The sequence below is a fragment of the Methylosinus sp. Ce-a6 genome, from assembly GCF_009811655.1.
Lineage (GTDB): Bacteria > Pseudomonadota > Alphaproteobacteria > Rhizobiales > Beijerinckiaceae > Methylosinus.
Genome location: NZ_BGJX01000010.1, coordinates 54,308 through 72,896 on the forward strand (window position 1 = coordinate 54,308; position 18,589 = coordinate 72,896).

Sequence of the window (18,589 nt, forward strand, 5' to 3'; positions counted from 1 at the left end):
ACGGAAGGCGAATCATTGCCCGATTCGCGAGTCGTCCCCAATGTGGAGAGGCCGGGGCCGCCTGTCACGGTGGAAAAGCCCGCCGGCCTTCTATTCCCAGGGAGAAGCCCATGCCCAAGCCCATGGCCTGCCGCACCGCGCTGATTTTCGGCCTTCTCACGGCCTTCGCCGCTCCGGCTTCGGCCGCGCCGCTCTGCCCGGCCGGGGCGACTTCCGCTCCGCGAGAGGCGCCGGCCTCGCTCGCGCCGGCGATCCGCCGCGCTTTCGGCCTCTCGGGCGACATAGGCGCGGCCTATTACCGCTGCTCCGCCGGGCGGACGCTGGCCTGCGTCGTCGGCGCCAATATCCCCTGTTTCAAGGCGAACAACGCGCGCGCCTTGCCCGGCGCGACGCGATATTGCCGGGAGAATCCGGGCGCGGACTTCATCCCCATGGCCGCGACCGGCCATGACACGATCTACGAATGGAAATGCGTCGGCAAGAAAGCGCGGCCGGGCAAGCAGGTCGCGCCGCTCGATGGGGAGGGGTATTTCGCGGAGAATTGGAAGGCGGTGGATTAGAGTCGACCGGGTGGCGCATTACGTCGCTGCCCTCGTCCAAGGCGCCGCCCCGGCCGCGAACCGCCGCGTCAAAAAATCCATCAGCGCGCGGATGCGCGGCGCGCACGGTTCGCCGGCGGAGGTCACGAGGTTGAGCGCCAGAGGCGGGGCTGTCCAATCCTCGAGCGTGCGGACGAGGCGCTCGGACGCCAGCGCCTCCCACACGATGAAATCCGGCTGCAACGCGAGGCCGGCTCCGGCGTCGAGCGCGGCGCAGAGCGCATCGGCGTTATTGGCGCTGAGCCGCGCCTTTATGCGCACGGATTCCTCGGCGCCGGAAGCGTCGGCGAAGCGCCAGACCTCGCCGCTGCGCAAATAGCTGTAGCCGAGGCAGGCGTGGCTCGCGAGATCGCGCGGCCGCTGCGGCGCGCTATGGCGCTCGAAATAGGACGGCGCGCCCACCACGAAGCGCCGCACTGGGCAGAGCTTTCGCGCGAGGAGGCTCGAATCCGGCAGTTCGGCGATGCGCAGCGCGACGTCGACGCCGCCGGAGACGAGATCGACGAGGCGGTCGTCGAGCGCGAGATCGACCGAAACTTGTGGAAACGTCGCCAGAAACTCCGGCAGCGCCGGCGCGACATAGCGTAGTCCGAAGGACATTGGCGCGGCGAGCCGCACAAGGCCGCGCGGCGTCGCCGAGCCGGCCTGCGCCTCGGCCTCCAGCGCCTCGCCCTCGGCGATGAGCGCCGCGGCGCGCGACCCGAGCGTCCGGCCGCTCTCGGTCAGAGCGAAACGGCGCGACGTTCGATGAATCAGCCGCTCGCCGAGTCGCGCCTCGAGCCGCGCCACGGCCTTGGAGACCGTCGGGGTCGAAAGGCCGAGCTCCGCCGCCGCCGCGGCGAAAGAGCCGGTCTCCGCCACTTTGGCGAAGATCGCCCAGGCTTCGAGATCCGGCAGGGCCATGGCTCACCTCAAAGAAGCGAAACGATAGTTTTCTATTGTTTCTGTTTTTCTTGCCCGCGTCGAGGGCCATCTTCCGCTTCGACCGGGGACCGATCGTCCCCCCTTTCAGGAGCAGAAGAGATGATCGAACGCAGACCTTTCGCCTCGTTCGGCGCGGCGGACCATGGCTGGCTGAAGGCGAGGCATCATTTTTCCTTCGCCGATTATGTCGATCGCGACCGCATGGGCTGGGGCGCGCTGCGCGTCTGGAACGATGACGAGATCGCGCCGGGGACCGGCTTTCCGACGCATCCGCATTCGGACATGGAGATCATCACCTATGTCCGCGAAGGCGCGATCACGCATCGGGATTCGCTCGGCAATGTCGGCCGCACGCAGGCCGGCGACGTGCAGGTGATGTCCGCGGGCTCCGGCGTCGCGCATTCCGAATTTAATCTCGAGGAAGGGGTCACGCGGCTCTTTCAGATCTGGATCAGGCCGACGGCCCGCGGCGGCGCGCCGTCCTGGGCCGCCAAGCCCTTTCCCAAGGGCGAGCGCTCCGGCCGTTTCGTCGTTCTGGCGAGCGGGCTCGGCGACGCCGACGCCTTGCCGATCCGCGCCGACGCGCGAGTGCTCGGCGCGACGGTGAAAGCCGGAGAGCGCGTCTCCTACGTCCTGGGGCCGGGACGGCATGCCTATCTTGCCCTCGCGTCCGGAAAAATGGAGATCGACGGCCAAATCCTCGAGGCGCGCGACGGCGCGGCGATCGAGGGCGTCGAGACCATAGAGTTCGTCGGGATCGAGGACGCCGAAACCGTTCTGGTCGACGCCGCCTGACGGAGCGGGCGCTCAGCCGCGGCTGCGGCCGAGCGCCCGCTCCATCGCATAGACGCGCAGCGCCGAGGAGAGATTGGCGCGGCCGCGCCCTGCGTCTATGCGCGCGACGAGCCCGGCGAGCGAGCAGCCCTCCTCCGCGGCCGCCGACTTCAGCGCCTCCCAGAACACGCGCTCGAGCGACACGCTGGTGCTGTGGCCGGCGATGACGAGCGAATGTTTGGCGACCACGGAAGCGCTCTGGTCGTCGGCGGGCTCCGGCTCCGTCGCCGAAGGCGCGCGCGCGCGTCTGCGGGTCATGCCGTGCGCCTCAATCGTTCGAGCGACCCCGCAATCGGGAAATGCTCCGTCTTGTCCCAATAGAATGGCCTGAGGCGCAGCTCGCGCAATGCCCGCCAGGAGGCCGAGGCCAACATCAGGCTCCACAAGGGCAAGCGCAGCAGCGCCGGCCAGAGGCCGAGAGATTTCGTATCCCGCATGGCGACGAGGCGCAGCCAGACGCCCGCCGCGGCCCCGCTCGCGGCGACGAGACAAAACAGGCCGCTGGCGAGCCCCTCGCCGAAAGTCGCCGGCCTCAGCAGCGATCCGAAAGCCGCGTCACAAACGAAAGAGGCGAAAAAGATCGGCGCATGGAGCGGCGCGACGAAGCCGCCCGCCAATATCGTCAGAACCGCCAGTCCCCGGGCGGCGCCGAGATCGTCGAAAAAGGCGGCCGGGTTCCGGCAATGGACGATCGCGGTCTGCATCCAGCCTTTCATCCAGCGCGAGCGTTGCTTCACCAAGGCGGAAAAACGCGGCGGCGCCTGCTCTTGCGTGCGCGAGGAGAATGTCCGGATCTCATAGCCGCGCCGCGCGAGCCGCAGGCCGAGATCGGCGTCCTCGGTCACATTATAGGCGTCCCAGGCGCCGACCGCGCGTAGCGCCGACCGGCGAAAATGATTGGAGGAGCCGCCGAGGAAGAACGGCAGCCCCGCGGCGGAGGCGCCTTTGTCGAAGACATCGAACAAGACGGCGTAGTCGATGCAGAACATGGCCGTCGCCCAGCCGCGCCGCTGATTGTGAATGGAAAGGCTCGCCTGCAGGCAGGCGAGCCTATCGTCGGCCGTCGCGAACAGCGCCGCGGCCTTCAGCAGCTGGTCGGACTCGGGCAGATCCTCGGCGTCGAAGACGGCGACGAGCGAGCCGCGCAGGAATGGCGTCGCCACATTGAGCGCGCGCGGCTTGGTGCGCGGCTCGCCGGGCGGCGCGACGATGATCTCCCAGCAAGGCCGCAGAGGCGCGGCGCGCAGGGCCGCGCTCGTCGCGGCGTCGTCCCATTCGACGACGAATTTGACGTCGAGCTTGGCGCGCGGATAGTCGAGTCCCGCGATCGCCTCGACCAATTGCGGGACGATGTCGGCCTCGCGATACAGCGCCACGACGATCGAATAGAGCGGCAGATCGCGCTCCGTGAGCGCGGGCGCGGTCTCGCGCGCCCGGCCCCGCATCGCGCAGAGATGGAGGCGAAGGCCGACATTGCCGAGAAACAGCAGAGCGAGCAGCGTCGAGACGGGGAGCGAGAGCGCCGGCGTGAGCCAGGCGGCGAGCAGAACGAGGTTGGCGAGAACGAAGACGTTCGGAGCAAAGCCGCTGAGCGCCCGTCTCGCGGCGAGCTCCGGCTCGACGCGCTCCACCGAATAGGCCGCGGCTGCCGCGAGCCTGCGCGCGGAGGAGCGGCGCAGCGCCTTTTCGAACAGGGACGGCGCGGTGATGGCGAAGAGTGGCCGCCCGGCGGCCGAGCGCGTCACGCCGACGAGCCTTCCGATCTCGTCGCCGCGCGGCGCGAACAGCCAGCGCAGGCCTTTGGACTCCTCGGCGAAACGAGCGTAGCCGAGGCCGACGTCCCGCTCGAGGCTCGCCGACGGCTCGAGCGCGGGCGGCGCCTCGAGATAGGGAACGCGCAGCTCCGTCGCGAGGATGCGATAGAAACGCTCCTCGGGGATCAGCCCTTCGGCGATCAGCGCGACATCGGCCGCAACGCCCTGACGTCGGGCGATCGTCGCGCCATATTGCAGCATGACCAGCGGCGCGCCATGGGCGGCGAGAAAGGCGATCTCGGCGGGAAGCGGGCGGCCCGCGCCGGGCGCGAGCGTCTCCGGCCCGGGGCGGGCGCGCTGGCGGGCGAGCGCGGCCTCGGTCGAGGGCTCGCGGCGGCGCGCGAAAGCGGCGCTGTCGTCGCGATGGGGCGCCGGCGAATACGGCGAAACCCTATCGACCGGATTCACGCTCATGCGCTAATCTCCGCCGCGACGCGCCGCGCTCCGAGCGCGCCGGGGCGGCCCGCGAGGCCTCGAATGATCCGCGAGAAACGAACTGTGGCTGAAGCTTGGCGCAGAAGCGAAATTTTGACAAGCTTTCGCCTCGCCGCGCGGGTCGCGCTCGCTCTCGCCGCCGGCTTCGTCGCCGCGCCGGCGGGCGCCGCGGAGAGCGGCGCGGCGGCGGCCCCGTCCTTTTGGGACCCGGCCCGCAAGATGGAAAAGCCCGACCTCGGCGCGATCAAGCAAATCCGTTTTCTCACCGAGGACGATTTTCCGCCTTTCGATTTCGCGCTGCCGGACGGCGCGATCGCCGGCTTCAACGTCGATCTGGCGCGCGCCATTTGCGAGGAGCTCGAGCTTCCCTGCACGATTCAGCGCCGTCGCTGGGACACGCTGATCGCGGCCTTGGACGACAATAGCGGCGACGCGGCGATCGCCTCTCTCGCCATCACCGCGCAGGCGCGCAAGAAGGCCGATTTCACCGCGCCTTATTATACGACTCCGGGCCGCTTCGTGGTGCGCAAGGATTCGGTGCTGCCGGGCGCCTCGCCGGCCGCGCTCGCCGACCGCACCATTGCGGTGGCGGCGGACAGCGCGCATGAGGCCTTTCTGCAGAAATTTTTTCCGGCGGCGAAGCTCGCGACCTATCCCACCGCGCAACAGGCGCGCACGGCGCTGAAGGAAGGCCGCGCCCATGCGATGTTCGGCGACGCCATCTCGCTCGCCTTCTGGCTCAATGGCGCGGATGCGGCCGACTGCTGCATGTTCAAGGACGGCCCCTATTCCGACCCGACCTTCTTCGGCGACGGCGTCGGCATAGCGGTGAAGAAGAACAATATCGCTCTGCGCCGCGCCCTGGACTATGCGCTGGCGCGCCTCGCCCACAAGGGCGTCTACGCAGAGCTCTATCTGAAATATTTTCCGGTGGGGCCTTATTGAGCCCGTCTCGCTCGCTCACATGAGTCTGACGCGCAGCGTTCCGCCGAACACGCGCGGCTGGCTCGGCAGGCCGATGGTGGCGGGATTGCTGGGGTCGCCGGGCGACCAGGAATAGATCGGCCGCTCGTCGAAGACATTCTTCGCCCACACCGAGAGGCTGTAGCGCTCGTCGTCGCTCCGAACGCCGAGGCCGGCGTTCACGATCGCGAAAGGCGGCTGCCAGAATTGAAACACCGACTGCGGATTGGTCAGCTGCGTCTTGTCCTGCCAAGCGACATTGACATAGCCGAAGCCTGTGACCGGACGGTCCCCTCCGGCCCGAGGCCGCGAAGCAGCGGCCCGAGCGGATGGTCGTAATTCGCCCCGACGTTGAACGACCAGAGCGGCAGATTCTCCCAACGAGTGTTGGAGCGCGACAAAGTGAGCGGCGCGGAGGGAGAGCCCGCCGTCGGGGGCCAGATCCAATCCGCGGGCGGCGTGGCGTTGGCGTAGTCGAGCCAGCGCGCCTCCGTATAGGCGCCGTTGAAGGAGAGCCACAAGCGCTCCAATGGATTCCACCTGCCGACGAATTCGAAGCCGCGCAGTCGCAAATGGCCGACATTGCCGAGATAGGAGGTGCGGATCGGCTGTCCGGTGCTGTCCGTGTAGGAGGCGTCGGTGAGGCTCGTCTGGAAATTATAGATGTCGCTCCAATAGAAATTGAAATTGGCGATGAGGCGATCGTCGAGCCAATTGGTGTTGACGCCGATCTCATAGTCCCACGAGGTTTCCGGCTTGGTGATGAGCGGCTGCCAGCCTTTGAAGTTGAGCGAGCCGTCGAGGATCGGCTGGGCGGAATTGTTGATCGCGCCGGATTTCTCGCCGCGGGCGACGAGGGCGTGGAAGAGGAGATTGTCGTTGAATTTGTATTGAGGATTGACGATTCCGGTGACGGAGTTGAAGGTCTTGCTCTGTCCGCCGGTGTCGAAGAAGGGCTGGCCGCCGCCGGCGCGAATGGCGGCTTCCTGCTGGGCGAAGCCGTGTCGATTGGCGTAGAGCTGATCCCAGCTGAAGACGGAGCCTTCCTTGATCTCGTAACTGTCGCGCAGGCCGAAGGCGAGCGCGAAGGCCTCGTCTATGTGATAGGTCCCCTGGCCGTAGCCGGCGATGCTGAAGGTGCGCGACTTGCTGTCGCGATTGTTCTGCAGGCCGCGCTGCAGGGCCGGGCGGTTGTACCAGGCCGCGGCGTCCGCGCCGAAGCGTGTGTAGGTGCGGCTCCAGGCGTTCTCATAGAGCGAATAGAGACCCGTCGTCCATTCGAGGCGCTCGTCCTTGGGCGAGGAGAGCCGCAATTCCTGCGAGAACTGATCGACTAAGGGCGCGAAGACGCCGACGTTGATCTCGAGCTCCTGATTGCCGAACGGATTATTCCCGATCACGCGCGAATTTCCGAAAGCGGTGATCGACGAGAGCGTGTAGCGCCCCGAGGTCCAGTTCAGCTCGTTCGAGACCATGAGATGGCGCTCGCCGAATCCCCCGGCGTTGGTCTCGTAAGGCCTGTAAGGATCGAAGGTGAGAATTGGCTTGCCGAGCCGCAGCGCGACATTCTGCGCGTAGGTCCGGGCGGGCAGCGTTCCATTGGCGTAGACGAGGAAGGAGTTGCCGACGGGGCCCGTCGTATAGGCGCCGATCGCCGTATATTCGTGCTGCGCGCCATAGGTGAAGATGAGGCGGTCGGCGACGTCTTCGCCGAGGTAGAGAAGCTGGCCGCGCACGCCCCATCGGTCATTGTTCAGATAGCTCGCGCCGGTGACCTGATCCCTGATCCAGCCGTCGCCTTTGTCGAAATAGGCTGTGACCCGATAGGCGAGCCTGTCGTCGATGATCGGTCCCGTCACATTCAGCTTCTCGATGATCCGGCTGTAGCTGGCGAAGCTCGTCTCGAGGGTCGCCCTGCGCTCGAAGGACGGCCGTTGCGTCGAGACGACCACATTGCCGACCGTCGTGTTCTTGCCGCCGGCGGTTCCCTGCGGTCCGAGCGCCAGTTCGAAGGACGAGAGATCGACGAGGTCGCCGGCTTGGAAGCCGGCGTATTTCCAGAAGACATTGTCGAGAACATAGCCCGTGTCGAATTCCGCGCCGACGGGGTTGATGGAGCCGCGGTTGAGCTGCCCCACGGTGCTGCTGACGCCGCGGATGGTCGGACGCGAGGCGATGGGGTTGGATTCGTTGGGACGATAGTTGGGAACGAGCTGGGAGAAGTCCGACAGCCGTTCGAGGTGCTGCTCTTCCGCCTTCTTGGCGTCGACGAAGCCGACCGAACGCGGCGCCTCGCGCAGCGTGGTCTCCTCCCTGCGGCCCGCCGTCTCCAGGCCGACGCGGACGTCCTCGATCTGCGCGTCCTGCGCTCGGGCGGAAACGGCGAGGCCGGCGGCGAAGACATAGGCGATGACGGCGCCGCCGGAGGATGAGAGATGTCGCTGGGCAGAAAGGAACGACCGCATCTTTCGCTCCAATAAATACATAAATCATATCTAATTTATATATTTATTGGACGCGGGACGTCCAGCGATTTTTGTCCGAATGTGAGAAATAATAGGCCCGGCGGCGCAGAGCCATGCCGCCGGGGTCGCCGACCCTTCACTCAGCGCGAAATTCGCGCGCCAGCGCCTTCTCGATCTCGAGCAGCGGATGGCGCGTCAAATCCTTGTCCAGCTCGCCCTTCACCTTGCTCTTGGCTTTGGGCGTCAGCTCCTGGCGCAGGTCGCCGAGCACCCGCGGCGGGGCGATAATCACGATCTCGCTCAATTCGCCGCTCTCGGCCGCCGTGTTGATCCGATCCGCGATCCGCGCGGCGAAGTGCTCCTTCTCGAGCTCGTGCCAATCGGAATTCTCGACCGCGCTGCGCGGCGCGCCCGCCGTGCCGAAAGCGCGGCCGGGGGCGTCGCTTCCCTGATCGCGCGTCGCGGGATTTTCGTCCACCCGCGCCTCGACGACACGCAGGTCGAGCAGGTCCGGATCGCCGTGATTTTGCAGAAACAGGGCTCTCCGGCCGTCGCCGACGAGCACCCAGGCTCCGTTGTGAACCGCAATATTTGTCATTTTTTCGTCTTTCGTTGAACGGCCCTACGATTATCAATCTGGGAATTGCCCTGCGCGACGACAACCGCGGTCGATTGCCGCGCTCACGCTATTTGCGGACGCCGGTCGCGATCTTCGATAATACCGAGCGAGAGCGTCGGGGTTCGGCCGATCAGGAGCGGAGCAGGGGCGAGGGATGAGCAAATGTCTGTCGGCGCCGCTTCTCGCGCTCGCCGCGCTTTTCTCCGGCGCCGCCCATGCGGCCGAGGAAGCGCCTTGCATGGGCTTCTTCGTCAATTGGGCGAAGCGGGCGGACGGCGGCGACGCGGGCGGACGGGAAGCCAATCTGCGCGCCCGCGAGACGGCGCTCGGCGCCGCGCCGTCCTCGCTTCTCGCGCTCGATTTCTACGGGGTCGATTCGTGGGAGGAAATGAGAGGCTATCGCTGGATTCCAGCCTATTGGACGAGACAGAATCCCAAACGCCGGCTGATCTGGTCGATCGCCTTGACGACGAAGGGCGTTCCGCTCGCGAGAATCGCCGCCGGCGGCCATGACGCCGATTTCACCGAGGCCGCGAGGACCATCGCCGCCGCCCAGCCCGACGCCGTCATCCGCATCGGCTGGGAGATGAACGGGGACTGGTATCCCTGGGCCGCCAAAGGCGTCGAGGCGGATTACATCGCCGCCTTTCGGCGCGTTCGGGGCATATTCCACAGCGCCTCGGGGCGTTTCACCTTCGCTTGGACGCCGAACGCCGGCGCCATGGCCGGCTCGCCCGATCTCGCCTATCCGGGCGACGACGTCGTCGACACGATCGGGCTCGATATTTATGACGCGCCGAGCCCGCTCACGCCCGCCGCCGCCTGGGAGGCGGCCTATTCCGGGCCCTTCGGGCTCGCCTGGCTCGAGGAGTTCTCGCGGCGCCATCGCAAGCCGATGCATCTCGGCGAATGGGGCGTCGGCCTGCTGAATGGGCCGGACAATCCGCTCTTCGTCGAGAAGATGCGCGATTGGCTGCGCCACCATGCGCGCTCCATCGCCTTTCACGTCTATTTCGACGTCTCGACCTCCGATCTGGAGAGCGGCCGCTTTCCGAAATCGCGCAAACGCTTCTACGAATTATTCGCCGCCGGCGACGGCAAGGGCGACAGTCGCGCGTCGAGCTGCGCGAGATAGCGCTCGGCGAAGGGAGATCGAAAGGAATCGTGAGCGGACGGGCGCGGCGCCCGTCCGCTTTTTCGTGTCAGCCTTCCAGCAGACGGCGCGCGATGACCTGCGCCTGGATTTCCGCCGCGCCCTCGAAGATGTTGAGGATGCGCGCGTCGCAGAGCACGCGGGAGACCGGATATTCCAGCGCGAAGCCATTGCCGCCGTGGATCTGCAGCGCATTGTCGGCCGCGGCCCAGGCGACTCTCGCGCCGAGCAGCTTCGCCATGCCGGCCTCGAGATCGCAGCGCTTGCCCTCGTCCTTCTCGCGGGCGGCGAAATAGGTGATCTGCCGGGCGACGTGAATCTCGATCGCCATGGCGACGATCTTGTCGAAGACCCGCGGGAAGGCGAACAGCGGCTTGCCGAATTGCACGCGCTCCTTGGCGTAGCGCAGTCCGAGATCGAGCGCCGCCTGGGCGACGCCGAGCGCGCGCGCCGCCGTCTGGATGCGGGCGGACTCGAAGGTCTCCATCAGCTGCTTGAAGCCCTTGCCCTCCTCGCCGCCGAGGAGGTTTGCGGCCGGCACCTCGAAATTATCGAAGCCGATCTCGAACTCCTTCATGCCGCGATAGCCGAGCACCTCGATCTCGCCGCCGGTCATGCCCTTGGCCGGGAAGGGGTTCTCGTCCGTGCCGCGCGGCTTCTCGGCGAGCAGCATGGAGAGGCCCTTGTAGCCCTTCTCATTGGGATTGGTGCGCACCAGCAGCGTCATCACATCGGCGCGAACGGGGTGGGTGATCCAGGTCTTGTTGCCGACGACCTTGTAGACGTCGCCCTCGCGCGTCGCGCGGGTGCGCAGATTGGCGAGGTCGGAGCCATTGTTCGGCTCGGTGAAGACGGCGGTGGGCAGGATTTCGCCGGTGGCGATCTTGGGCAGATATTTCTGCTTCTGCTCCTCGGTGCCGCCGACGAGGATCAGCTCGCCGGCGATCTCCGAGCGGGTGCCGAGCGAGCCGACGCCGATATAGGCGCGCGACAGCTCTTCCGAGACGACGCACATGGCGATCTTGCCGAGGCCCGAGCCGCCGTATTCTTCCGGAATGGTGAGGCCGAACACGCCGAGATCGGCGAGGCCGGAGATCACCTCGAGCGGAATATAGTCGTTCTTCAGATGCCACTCGTGGGCGTGCGGCGTGACATTGTCGGCCGCGAATTTGCGCATCTCGCTGCGGATCGCCTCGAGCGTGTCGTCGAGGCCGGTCGCGCCGATGGTTTCGGCGGCCTCGTGATGGTCGATCAGCTCGGCGAGGCGGGCGCGGTTGGCGGCGGTGGCGCCGGTCGCGATCAGCCGGTCGATCTCGGGAATGCGCCGCGCTGCGACCTCGTCGGGCGTGAGGCCGAAATCCGAGAGGCGCACGAATTCGCCCTGGCTCATCGGAATGCCGCCGAAGACCTGCGCCAGATATTCGGCGAAGGCGATGCGGGTGAGGAGATTTTCCACCTCGCCATAGGCGCCCTCGGCCGTAAGGCGGTCGGCGTAGGAGAGGAGCTCGCGCAGGCCCTGCACATAGGTCGCGAACCAGGAGAGGCCGTGGGCGGCGTGCTGCTCGACCTCGATGAGCTCGTTGGAGAGCTTGCCGTCCTTGGTGACGCGGGCGCGGACGGCGGCGAGCGATTGCCCATAGAGCGCCTCCACGGAGGCGAAAGCCGCCTTGGCGTCGGGAAGCCAGTTCGTGGAGGAGGTCTCGGTCGCGCTCATTCTCTCTCGCTCTTTTCAAGGGCGGGCCCGGCGGGGCCGCAGGGTGACGGATTTTTTCTAAATGCCGCCAATCGCGGGAGGACGCAACCGTTCCGGGAAGGCGGGCGCGGGCGGAGGGTCGTTTCGCGTCCCGCCGGGCCGGCGCGGCCCGACCACAGAAAAATCGAAGTTCGCCCTATATTGTCCCAGCGCCGGAGCCGGGTCGGCTATTGCGGAGCTTTCTCAATGTTTCACGATTCCGATTTCCTCCCCTTCACGCCGCGCGAAAAACCCTCCTTTCTGGCGGTGACGCGCAATTACCTCGAGAACTACCCGCCGGCCGCCTATCGATCGGATTATTTCGTCTCGGAAGGGCTGTGGCCCTTGGTTCCGCGCATCCATTATGTGACGGGCCCCGAGCTGATCGAAGAGGCTCTCGTCGCCCGCGCCGAGGACTTCCGCCGCGACGATCTCACCAGCAACGCCCTTTCCGGGCCGATCGACCGAGAGACGCTGTTCTTCGCCGATGGCGCCGAATGGAAGTGGCAGAGGCGCGCCATCGCCCCCGCCTTCCGCCATGAGACGCTTCTGGCGCTCACGCCCGATTTCGCCGCCTGCGCCAGGGCGCAGGCCGAGGACTGGCGCGAGCTCACGGACGGCGCCGTCGTCGACGTCATGGCGGCCATGTCGCATACGACCTTCGCCGTCATCGAGAAGGCGGTGTTCGGCGCTTCGGAGGCGTTCGACGGCGAGGGCTTTGTCGCAGCGCTGCGGCCGGTGCTGGGCGGCGTCGCCTGGCGCTTGCTCGTCGCAATGTTCGGTCTGCCGGCCAATCGGACGCCTTATCCGGGCTTTCTCGCCGCGCGCAGAGGGGCGCGCTTCTTGCGGGCGGAAACGGAGAAGCTGCTCGCGGCGCGGCGCGCGAGCGGCGGCGAGCGGCGCGACATTCTCGGCCTTCTGCTCTCGGCCAAGGACCCGGAGAGCGGGCGCACGATGACCGACGCCGAATTGATCGCCAATCTGCACGGCCTGCTGCTCGCCGGCCATGAGACGGCGGCCGTCGCGCTCGCCTGGACCTTATGGCTGCTGGCCAAGGACCAGGACTCGCAGCAGCGCGTGCGCGAGGAGGTCGCGCGCGTCTGCGGCGACGAGGAGATCGGCCCGCAGACGGTGGAAAAGCTCGCCTTCACCCGGCAGGTCCTGCTCGAAGCCATGCGGCTGTTCCCGCCGGCGGCGGTGATCGGCCGCCAGCCGCGCGCCGATACGACGCTCGGCGCGCATCGCATCGCGAAGACCGAGCCGATCTATGCTCTGGTCTGGTGCCTGCACCGCCACGAAAATCTCTGGGACGAGCCGAATGGCTTCGATCCCGACCGTTTCGCGCCGGAGAAGGCCAAGGCGCGCCATCGCTACGCCTATCTGCCCTTCGGCGCCGGTCCGCGCATTTGCGTCGGCATGAGCTTCGCGCTGCTCGAAATGACGACGATCGTCGCAACTCTGCTGCGCGAGTTCCGCGTCGAGACGGTCCCCGGCCATCGCCTGCAGCTCGCGCCGGCCTTGACCACGCGGCCGAACGGCGCGCTGCCGCTACGCGTGACGCGTCTTTCGCGAAATGCGCCGGTCCGCCAGGCGGAGCGTCATACGGTTTCCCACTGACAGCTGCGCGCGGCCTCCGCCGCCTTCCTTCTCTCTCCGCCTGATGGGCGACGGAGAAGCGCGGAACCAATCCGCTCGGAAAGCCTATCAGATCCCGGCATAGGCAGCCTCGAGCGCCGCGACGTCCAGCTTGGCCATGCCCATCATGGCGCGCATGGCGCGTGCGGCGCCGGCCGTGTCGTCGCCGCTCAACAGCTGCGGCAGGCGACGCGGCGTGATCTGCCAGGAGAGGCCATAGCGGTCCTTCAGCCAGCCGCAGCGGCTATATTCGCCGCCTTCCCCGAGCTTCTCCCAATAATGGTCGACCTCGGCCTGATCGGCGCAATCGACGGAGAGCGAGAAAGCCTCGGTCAGCCGATAGACGGGGCCGCCGTTCAGCGCCATGAAGGGCAGGCCGCAGAGCTCGAAAGAGACAACCATCGCCGCGCCCGGCTCGCCGGGGCCGGCCTCGCCATAGCGCGAGACGCCGGTGACGCGCGAATCGGGAAACAGCGAGACATAGAAATTCGCCGCCTCCTCGCCCTCGCGGTCGAACCAGAGGCAGGGTCTGATTTTCGAAGCCGATATCATTGCGCCGCCTCCTCGCGCGCCGTCTCGACGAGCGTCTTGAGCTCGGCGAGACCTTGCTCGAAAGCGCCTCCGACCATTTGTTCCGGCTTCATGACGAGGCTGAACAGCTTGCCGATGAAAGGCTGGCGTCCCTTCATGTCCCAGGTGACGAGCGAGCCGCCTTCTTGCGGCGCAATGGTGAATTCGACGCGATTGCTGCATTTCATCGGCCGATCCATGCGCAAGGCGAGGACCACTTTCGTCGGCGTGACGGATTCGACGATCTCGACGCGCCCGGCGCCGACCTTCGCATCGCCTTCGAAATCGCAGGCCGCGCCGACGCCGCGTTCCGGACCGGCATAGGAGAGCTTCACGCTCGGGTCCTTCACGAAAGGGCTCCATTCATTGGTGGCGCGCGGATCGTCGACGAGCGGGAAAATCCGCTCCGGCGGCGCGGCGACGAAAATCGAGCGCGCGATGTGGCAGACGTCCGGCTGGCGCGCGGCCAGGATCAGAATAGCGGCGATGATGACGGCGACGCCGGCGCCGATGATCTCCAACATGTCGAACCTCGCAAAGGGGCGGAGCGGCGCTCTTGCTCGAAAGCATAGAGCGCCGCGCGCGGTCACTGCGGCACGACCACCATCCAGGGAACGCCGAAGCGATCGGTGAGCGTGCCGAAAGCAGGTGAGAAGAAAGTTTTGGTCAAACGCATCTGCGTCTCGCCGCCTTCGGCGAGCGCGGCGAAGACGCGTTCGGCTTCGTCGATCGTTTTTGCGCCATAGGAGAGCGAGAAGCCTTTGAAGCCGGTTTCCTCGCCGTCGCCGTCCGAGCCGAAGACGATCGTGTCGCCGATCTTCAGCGCCATATGCATGACCTTCGCGGTCCATCCCGGCGGCATCATGTCCGCGGGCGGCGCCAGGGGGGAATCCTTGTAGCGCATCAGCATTTGAATCTGCGCTCCGAGCGCTTTCTCGTAGAAGGCGGCGGCTTCCTCGGCGCGGCCGTCGAAGATCAGATAAGGTTGAATGGTCATGGCGTCTTCTCCCCTGCGAGCGCCGCTTCATGCGTGGCGCTCGCCGCGATTTTACGGATCGTTCGCTGGGCTCGCGAGCGCGAGCTCTGAAGCAATCCGGAGGCCGCCTTTCAGGGCTGAAGATCATGTCCCGGGGAAGCGCGATCAGTGCTGGACGATGACGATCCACAGCACGCCGAAGCGATCCGCGACCATGCCGAAACGAGGAGAAAAGAAGGTTTTGCCCAGGGGCATGCGGACCTCGCCGCCGTCGACGAGCGCCCCGAAGATGCGATCGGCGTCCGGCTCGTCCTTCGCCGAGATGGAGAGGGCGAAACCGTTGAAACCCGTCGCCCCCGGCTCCTCCTGGCCGCAGCCGTCGGAAGCGTGCAGGATGGCGTCGCCGATCTTCAAGGTCGAGTGCATCACCTTGTCCTCGAAGCCGGGCGCGATGACGCCTTGCGGCGGCGGCTCGGGATTGTCCTTGTGGCGCAGCAGCATCCGCACTTCGGCGCCGAGCGCATTTGCGTAGAAGGCGATGGCCTCGTCGGCGCGGCCCGCGAAAAAGAGATAAGGCTCGATGGTCATGGACGTCTCCTTTGTGTGAAGCGGTTCGCCGCGATCAGAGGCTAGAGCGTTTCCAGCCGAAGCGGACGCCGGTTCGGCGTCGGAAATGCGTCAAAACAAAAGCCTAGAGTCTTTCCGTGTTTCAGTGAAACAAGACTCTCGCGAGATAGCTCTCGAGCTGTTCGAGTGTTCCGGCCCAGCCATTGTTGATGGCGCCGAGCGCGCCGGCGAAGGTCGCGATCTTTTCCGCGCTCGCTTCGAAGGGCGCCGGGCGAGGCACGTCAGTTCCGAGCCGCCGTCTGTTTCCGCGAAGAGATAAGTCGTCTCGACCTTCAACGGCCAGGTTCCGCTCAGAGGATGGCGCGTGAGGCCGCGCATCGCGTCCGAGAAGGAAGCGAGGAGGACGATGCGCGCCGGCGGCTCGATTTCGAGATACTCGAACAACCCCCACATCGCGCCGCCGTCCGGCGTCCGCAGCCCATAGTGATAGGAGCCGCCGGGGCGGAAATCCATTTGCGCGGCGACGGCCGGAACGCCCTTCGGCCCGAACCATTGCGCCATGCGCTCGGGCTCGGTGAGCGCTTTCCACAGCAGCTCGCGCGAGGCGGAAAAGCGGCGTGACGTGACGAAGGCGGAGCCCGCCGACGCCTCGACGAAATCGCCGAGACGTCCGAGATTTTCCTCGAGGCCGATCGCGGCGCCATAGTCGCGCTCGACGCGATCGCGCTCGGCGAGAGAGGGAAAGCGCATTCGCCAATCGACGCGCGTCTTCTCGCCCTCCTGCGAGAGAACGATGATCGTCTCCATCCGCACGGGCTCGACGTCGACGTCGTCGCCGGCATGAATATAGGAGATGCGCTCGGGGCGCATGATCTCGCGAAACACGATTCTGTTCTCATAATCGCGTCCGTCCGGGCCGTGCATGACGAAACGCCAGACGCCGCCGGACGCGAATTCGAAAGCGCGCGTCGTGAGCGAGAAGCCCTTCGGCCCGAACCATCGCGCGAGGCGATCGGCGGAGAAGAAAGCGTCGAAGACGAGCGCGCGCGGCGCATCGACGAGGCGCGCGCCGGAAATCTCGGGCGCATCGGCTGGAATGGAAATTCGAGCCTCGTCGGACATGACGTCTCCTCACTCGCTTTTCGCGCCGAGCTCGCGCGCGAGCTCGGCGAGATTGTCGAATGCGCCGGTCCAGCCATGGCCGTGCGACGCGGCGGACTCTGCGGTGGCGAGGCCGCTCTGCACGAAGATCATCTCGGTCCTGCCGTCCTGCTCCGTGAGCTCGATCTCGAGAGTCGTCAGCGCTTTCGGCTCGAGATGATTGCGCTCCCATTGATGCGTCAGCACGAGGCGCGCGGGCGCCTCGATCTCGAGATATTCGCCGCGGTGAATGAAATCCTCGCCCTCGGGCGAGCGCATGCCGCCGCGCCAATTGCCGCCGACGCGCAGATCATTCTCGACGAACAGCACACGGAATGTCGCGGGGCAGAGCCAGCGCATGAGATGCTGCGGCTCGGTCCAGCATTTGAAGACGAGCGCGCGCGGCGCCTCGAATGTGCGCAGCAGAACGAGCCGATGCGGCGCGTCCGCTTCGCCCGTCTGGCGCGCGAGGCCTTCGAGAATTCCGGTCCAGCCGGCGCGGATGGCCAAGGATCTCGGCGCCGCTTCCGGCGTCAGATAATGCGTCAGCGTCAGCAGGCTTCCAGCGCCGTCGGGGCGAATGTCGACGTCGATTCGCGTGAACGGGCCTTCGCGCCGTATTCCCAAGGCGAAGACGAGACGGCTCGGGCGCTCGATCTCGAGATATTCGCCGAAATGCATCTGGAGAATTTCGCCGCGCCGCTCGTGAATGGCGAAGCCGCCGCCGACGCGCGCGCCGATCTCGACATGCGCGGATTGTCCGGAGGGCGTGCGAAAGAGCCAATTGCCGACCGCCTTCGGATCGAGCCAGGCGTCGAAGAGCAGCGCCGGCGGCGCCGCGAAGCGCCGCGCGATCACGAGGGGAGGAAAGGATTCGTCAATTCTTTTGAGCATCGGGGTCGCCTTTCTGCAGTTCGGCGAGATAAGCGTCGAGCCGATCGAAGCTCTCTTCCCAGAATCGCCGATAGGTCTCGAGCCAGTCGGAGACTTCGCGCAGCCGCGCCGCGTCCAGCTTGCAGGGACGCGATTGGGCGGCGCGGCCGCGTTTGATCAGGCCGGCCTGCTCGAGCACCTTCAGATGTTTCGAGACCGCCGGTTGACTGATGGAGAAAGGGGCCGCGAGCTCGCCGACCGATGCTTCGCCTCGAGCGAGCCTGGCGAGGATCGCCCTGCGCGTCGGATCGGCCAGCGCGGCGAATGTGGCGCTGAGTGGGTCGGGCATCTGTTACCTGTCATGTAATTAACTATACAGTTATATAACTAATATGGAATATAGCTGTCAAGCTTCGTGTTCGGTTCCTCGTGGCGACCAAACCTCGAGGCCGCCGAGGACACCGAGGCCACCCGCAGCCTTGCCTCGGATTTGGGCGTCGCCTATAAGCCCTGCAGCGCGCCGGCATCCGACACCCCTGGAGGCGAAAGGCGCGCTTTCTCTTTGAAAAAGGACACCGAAATGGCCGAGATCAAGAAGCTCGCGGCCACGGTGCGCAGCGGGACAGGCAAGGGGGCCGCCCGCAGCGTTCGCCGTGAGGGCCGTATACCAGGAGTCATCTATGGCGGCGGCGAGGCGCCGACGCCGCTGTCGCTCGACAAGAAGGAGCTGACCAAGCTCATCTACGCCGGGCACTTCCTCACGACGATCTTCGAGCTCGACATAGACGGCAAGGCCGAGCGGGCCATTCCGCGCGACTATCAGCTCGACGTCGTCAAGGATTTCCCGCTGCATGTCGACTTCCTGCGCCTGAAGGCCGGCTCGCGCCTGCGCGTCGAAGTTCCCGTGCATCTCGTCAATCATGAGGCGGCTCCGGGCCTGAAGCGCGGCGGCTCGCTCAACATCGTCTACCATTCGGTGGAGATGTGGGTGCCGGCCGATAATATTCCGGATGCGATCACCGGCGATCTGACCGGTCTCGACTTCAACGATTCGCTGCATATTTCGGCCTTCACCCTGCCGCCGAACTGCAAGCCGACCAATCCGGACAAGAACTTCACCGTCGCCTCGATCGCGCCGCCCGTCGTCTCGGCAGAGGAGACCGCCGCCGCTGCGGCCGCCGCCGCCGCGGCTCCGGCCAAGGGCAAGGGCGGCAAGGCCGCTCCCGAGAAGAAGAAGTAACGACAGCGGGCAGTCGGGCGTTGGGCGGTCGTCTCGACTGCCGACCGCCC

General features: G+C 66.4%; 20 protein-coding genes. 6 read left to right on the plus strand and 14 right to left on the minus strand.

What is annotated here, in order from left to right; genetic code table 11:
* The first annotated feature begins 110 nt into the window (after positions 1–110).
* Positions 111–560, plus strand: coding sequence for a hypothetical protein (locus Mspo_RS08845; protein WP_159728874.1), 450 nt, complete (start codon positions 111–113; stop codon positions 558–560).
* A gap of 18 nt (positions 561–578) precedes the next feature.
* On the opposite strand, the gene Mspo_RS08850 is transcribed toward Mspo_RS08845, so the two are convergent.
* Positions 579–1,502 (minus strand): LysR family transcriptional regulator, encoded by a 924-nt coding sequence (locus tag Mspo_RS08850; RefSeq protein ID WP_159728876.1) that lies wholly within the window; start codon positions 1,500–1,502, stop codon positions 579–581.
* Between the two features lie 120 nt (positions 1,503–1,622).
* On the opposite strand from Mspo_RS08850, the gene Mspo_RS08855 reads away from it, so the two are divergent.
* Positions 1,623–2,318, plus strand: coding sequence for a pirin family protein (locus Mspo_RS08855; protein WP_159728878.1), 696 nt, complete (start codon positions 1,623–1,625; stop codon positions 2,316–2,318).
* Positions 2,319–2,330: 12 nt separating this feature from the next.
* On the opposite strand, the gene Mspo_RS08860 is transcribed toward Mspo_RS08855, so the two are convergent.
* Both Mspo_RS08860 and Mspo_RS08865 read right to left on the minus strand, forming a co-directional pair.
* Positions 2,331–2,615 carry a ribbon-helix-helix domain-containing protein gene (locus Mspo_RS08860; RefSeq protein WP_159728880.1) on the minus strand — a complete coding sequence of 95 codons (285 nt, stop codon included), beginning with the start codon at positions 2,613–2,615 and terminating at the stop codon, positions 2,331–2,333.
* The gene (locus Mspo_RS08865; RefSeq protein ID WP_159728882.1) at positions 2,612–4,585 is read right to left on the minus strand and encodes a glycosyltransferase family 2 protein; all 1,974 of its coding nucleotides are present in this window, start codon (positions 4,583–4,585) and stop codon (positions 2,612–2,614) included. The genes Mspo_RS08860 and Mspo_RS08865 overlap by 4 nt, the downstream gene beginning before the upstream one ends.
* 114 nt (positions 4,586–4,699) lie before the next feature.
* Between Mspo_RS08865 and Mspo_RS08870 the strand changes: the two genes are divergently transcribed.
* Positions 4,700–5,551: a transporter substrate-binding domain-containing protein gene (locus Mspo_RS08870; RefSeq protein ID WP_244613262.1), complete on the plus strand. Its 852-nt coding sequence runs from the start codon at positions 4,700–4,702 to the stop codon at positions 5,549–5,551.
* 15 nt (positions 5,552–5,566) lie between these two features.
* On the opposite strand, the gene Mspo_RS20195 is transcribed toward Mspo_RS08870, so the two are convergent.
* The 3 genes from Mspo_RS20195 to Mspo_RS08880 all read right to left on the minus strand — a co-directional run bounded on the left by Mspo_RS20195 (position 5,567) and on the right by Mspo_RS08880 (position 8,632).
* Positions 5,567–5,785: a TonB-dependent receptor gene (locus Mspo_RS20195; RefSeq protein ID WP_306344958.1), complete on the minus strand. Its 219-nt coding sequence runs from the start codon at positions 5,783–5,785 to the stop codon at positions 5,567–5,569.
* A 14-nt stretch (positions 5,786–5,799) separates the two neighbouring features.
* Positions 5,800–8,034 (minus strand): TonB-dependent receptor, encoded by a 2,235-nt coding sequence (locus Mspo_RS08875; protein WP_306344959.1) that lies wholly within the window; start codon positions 8,032–8,034, stop codon positions 5,800–5,802.
* 136 nt (positions 8,035–8,170) lie between these two features.
* On the minus strand, positions 8,171–8,632 hold the full coding sequence (locus Mspo_RS08880) for a host attachment protein (RefSeq protein WP_159728886.1): 462 nt from the start codon (positions 8,630–8,632) through the stop codon (positions 8,171–8,173).
* Positions 8,633–8,807: 175 nt separating this feature from the next.
* Between Mspo_RS08880 and Mspo_RS08885 the strand changes: the two genes are divergently transcribed.
* Positions 8,808–9,788: a glycoside hydrolase family 26 protein gene (locus tag Mspo_RS08885; protein ID WP_159728888.1), complete on the plus strand. Its 981-nt coding sequence runs from the start codon at positions 8,808–8,810 to the stop codon at positions 9,786–9,788.
* A 67-nt stretch (positions 9,789–9,855) separates the two neighbouring features.
* On the opposite strand, the gene Mspo_RS08890 is transcribed toward Mspo_RS08885, so the two are convergent.
* Positions 9,856–11,520 (minus strand): acyl-CoA dehydrogenase family protein, encoded by a 1,665-nt coding sequence (locus Mspo_RS08890; protein WP_159728890.1) that lies wholly within the window; start codon positions 11,518–11,520, stop codon positions 9,856–9,858.
* Between the two features lie 225 nt (positions 11,521–11,745).
* Here Mspo_RS08890 and Mspo_RS08895 point away from each other — a divergent pair, with 225 nt between their 5' ends.
* Positions 11,746–13,155 carry a cytochrome P450 gene (locus Mspo_RS08895; RefSeq protein ID WP_159728892.1) on the plus strand — a complete coding sequence of 470 codons (1,410 nt, stop codon included), beginning with the start codon at positions 11,746–11,748 and terminating at the stop codon, positions 13,153–13,155.
* An 87-nt stretch (positions 13,156–13,242) separates the two neighbouring features.
* Here Mspo_RS08895 and Mspo_RS08900 read toward each other — a convergent pair whose 3' ends face one another.
* The 7 genes from Mspo_RS08900 to Mspo_RS08930 form a co-directional block, all read right to left on the minus strand.
* Positions 13,243–13,725: a VOC family protein gene (locus tag Mspo_RS08900; protein ID WP_159728894.1), complete on the minus strand. Its 483-nt coding sequence runs from the start codon at positions 13,723–13,725 to the stop codon at positions 13,243–13,245.
* The gene (locus tag Mspo_RS08905; protein WP_159728895.1) at positions 13,722–14,267 is read right to left on the minus strand and encodes an SRPBCC family protein; all 546 of its coding nucleotides are present in this window, start codon (positions 14,265–14,267) and stop codon (positions 13,722–13,724) included. The genes Mspo_RS08900 and Mspo_RS08905 overlap by 4 nt, the downstream gene beginning before the upstream one ends.
* A 62-nt stretch (positions 14,268–14,329) precedes the next feature.
* A complete protein-coding gene (locus Mspo_RS08910; RefSeq protein ID WP_159728897.1) occupies positions 14,330–14,740 on the minus strand; it encodes a VOC family protein in 411 nt (136 codons plus the stop codon).
* Between the two features lie 144 nt (positions 14,741–14,884).
* Entirely contained in the window at positions 14,885–15,307 is a 423-nt protein-coding gene (locus Mspo_RS08915; protein WP_159728899.1) for a VOC family protein, read from the minus strand.
* A 90-nt stretch (positions 15,308–15,397) separates the two neighbouring features.
* On the minus strand, positions 15,398–16,408 hold the full coding sequence (locus Mspo_RS08920) for an SRPBCC family protein (RefSeq protein WP_159728901.1): 1,011 nt from the start codon (positions 16,406–16,408) through the stop codon (positions 15,398–15,400).
* Positions 16,409–16,417: 9 nt separating this feature from the next.
* On the minus strand, positions 16,418–17,320 hold the full coding sequence (locus tag Mspo_RS08925; RefSeq protein ID WP_159728903.1) for an SRPBCC domain-containing protein: 903 nt from the start codon (positions 17,318–17,320) through the stop codon (positions 16,418–16,420).
* Entirely contained in the window at positions 17,304–17,648 is a 345-nt protein-coding gene (locus tag Mspo_RS08930; RefSeq protein ID WP_159728905.1) for a helix-turn-helix transcriptional regulator, read from the minus strand. The genes Mspo_RS08925 and Mspo_RS08930 overlap by 17 nt, the downstream gene beginning before the upstream one ends.
* Positions 17,649–17,879: 231 nt before the next feature.
* On the opposite strand from Mspo_RS08930, the gene Mspo_RS08935 reads away from it, so the two are divergent.
* Entirely contained in the window at positions 17,880–18,539 is a 660-nt protein-coding gene (locus tag Mspo_RS08935) for a 50S ribosomal protein L25/general stress protein Ctc (RefSeq protein WP_159728907.1), read from the plus strand.
* The last annotated feature ends 50 nt before the right edge of the window (positions 18,540–18,589 follow it).

Excerpts from the sequence above, each read along its gene's own strand:
- Mspo_RS08845 (WP_159728874.1), top strand. The coding sequence starts at position 111 with ATGCCCAAGCCCATGGCCTGCCGCACCGCGCTGATTTTCGGCCTTCTC.
- Mspo_RS08850 (WP_159728876.1), bottom strand. The coding sequence starts at position 1,502 with ATGGCCCTGCCGGATCTCGAAGCCTGGGCGATCTTCGCCAAAGTGGCG.
- Mspo_RS08855 (WP_159728878.1), top strand. The coding sequence starts at position 1,623 with ATGATCGAACGCAGACCTTTCGCCTCGTTCGGCGCGGCGGACCATGGC.
- Mspo_RS08860 (WP_159728880.1), bottom strand. The coding sequence starts at position 2,615 with ATGACCCGCAGACGCGCGCGCGCGCCTTCGGCGACGGAGCCGGAGCCC.
- Mspo_RS08865 (WP_159728882.1), bottom strand. The coding sequence starts at position 4,585 with ATGAGCGTGAATCCGGTCGATAGGGTTTCGCCGTATTCGCCGGCGCCC.
- Mspo_RS08875 (WP_306344959.1), bottom strand. The coding sequence starts at position 8,034 with ATGCGGTCGTTCCTTTCTGCCCAGCGACATCTCTCATCCTCCGGCGGC.
- Mspo_RS08880 (WP_159728886.1), bottom strand. The coding sequence starts at position 8,632 with ATGACAAATATTGCGGTTCACAACGGAGCCTGGGTGCTCGTCGGCGAC.
- Mspo_RS08885 (WP_159728888.1), top strand. The coding sequence starts at position 8,808 with ATGAGCAAATGTCTGTCGGCGCCGCTTCTCGCGCTCGCCGCGCTTTTC.
- Mspo_RS08890 (WP_159728890.1), bottom strand. The coding sequence starts at position 11,520 with ATGAGCGCGACCGAGACCTCCTCCACGAACTGGCTTCCCGACGCCAAG.
- Mspo_RS08895 (WP_159728892.1), top strand. The coding sequence starts at position 11,746 with ATGTTTCACGATTCCGATTTCCTCCCCTTCACGCCGCGCGAAAAACCC.
- Mspo_RS08900 (WP_159728894.1), bottom strand. The coding sequence starts at position 13,725 with ATGATATCGGCTTCGAAAATCAGACCCTGCCTCTGGTTCGACCGCGAG.
- Mspo_RS08905 (WP_159728895.1), bottom strand. The coding sequence starts at position 14,267 with ATGTTGGAGATCATCGGCGCCGGCGTCGCCGTCATCATCGCCGCTATT.
- Mspo_RS08910 (WP_159728897.1), bottom strand. The coding sequence starts at position 14,740 with ATGACCATTCAACCTTATCTGATCTTCGACGGCCGCGCCGAGGAAGCC.
- Mspo_RS08915 (WP_159728899.1), bottom strand. The coding sequence starts at position 15,307 with ATGACCATCGAGCCTTATCTCTTTTTCGCGGGCCGCGCCGACGAGGCC.
- Mspo_RS08920 (WP_159728901.1), bottom strand. The coding sequence starts at position 16,408 with ATGTCCGACGAGGCTCGAATTTCCATTCCAGCCGATGCGCCCGAGATT.
- Mspo_RS08925 (WP_159728903.1), bottom strand. The coding sequence starts at position 17,320 with ATGCTCAAAAGAATTGACGAATCCTTTCCTCCCCTCGTGATCGCGCGG.
- Mspo_RS08930 (WP_159728905.1), bottom strand. The coding sequence starts at position 17,648 with ATGCCCGACCCACTCAGCGCCACATTCGCCGCGCTGGCCGATCCGACG.
- Mspo_RS08935 (WP_159728907.1), top strand. The coding sequence starts at position 17,880 with ATGGCCGAGATCAAGAAGCTCGCGGCCACGGTGCGCAGCGGGACAGGC.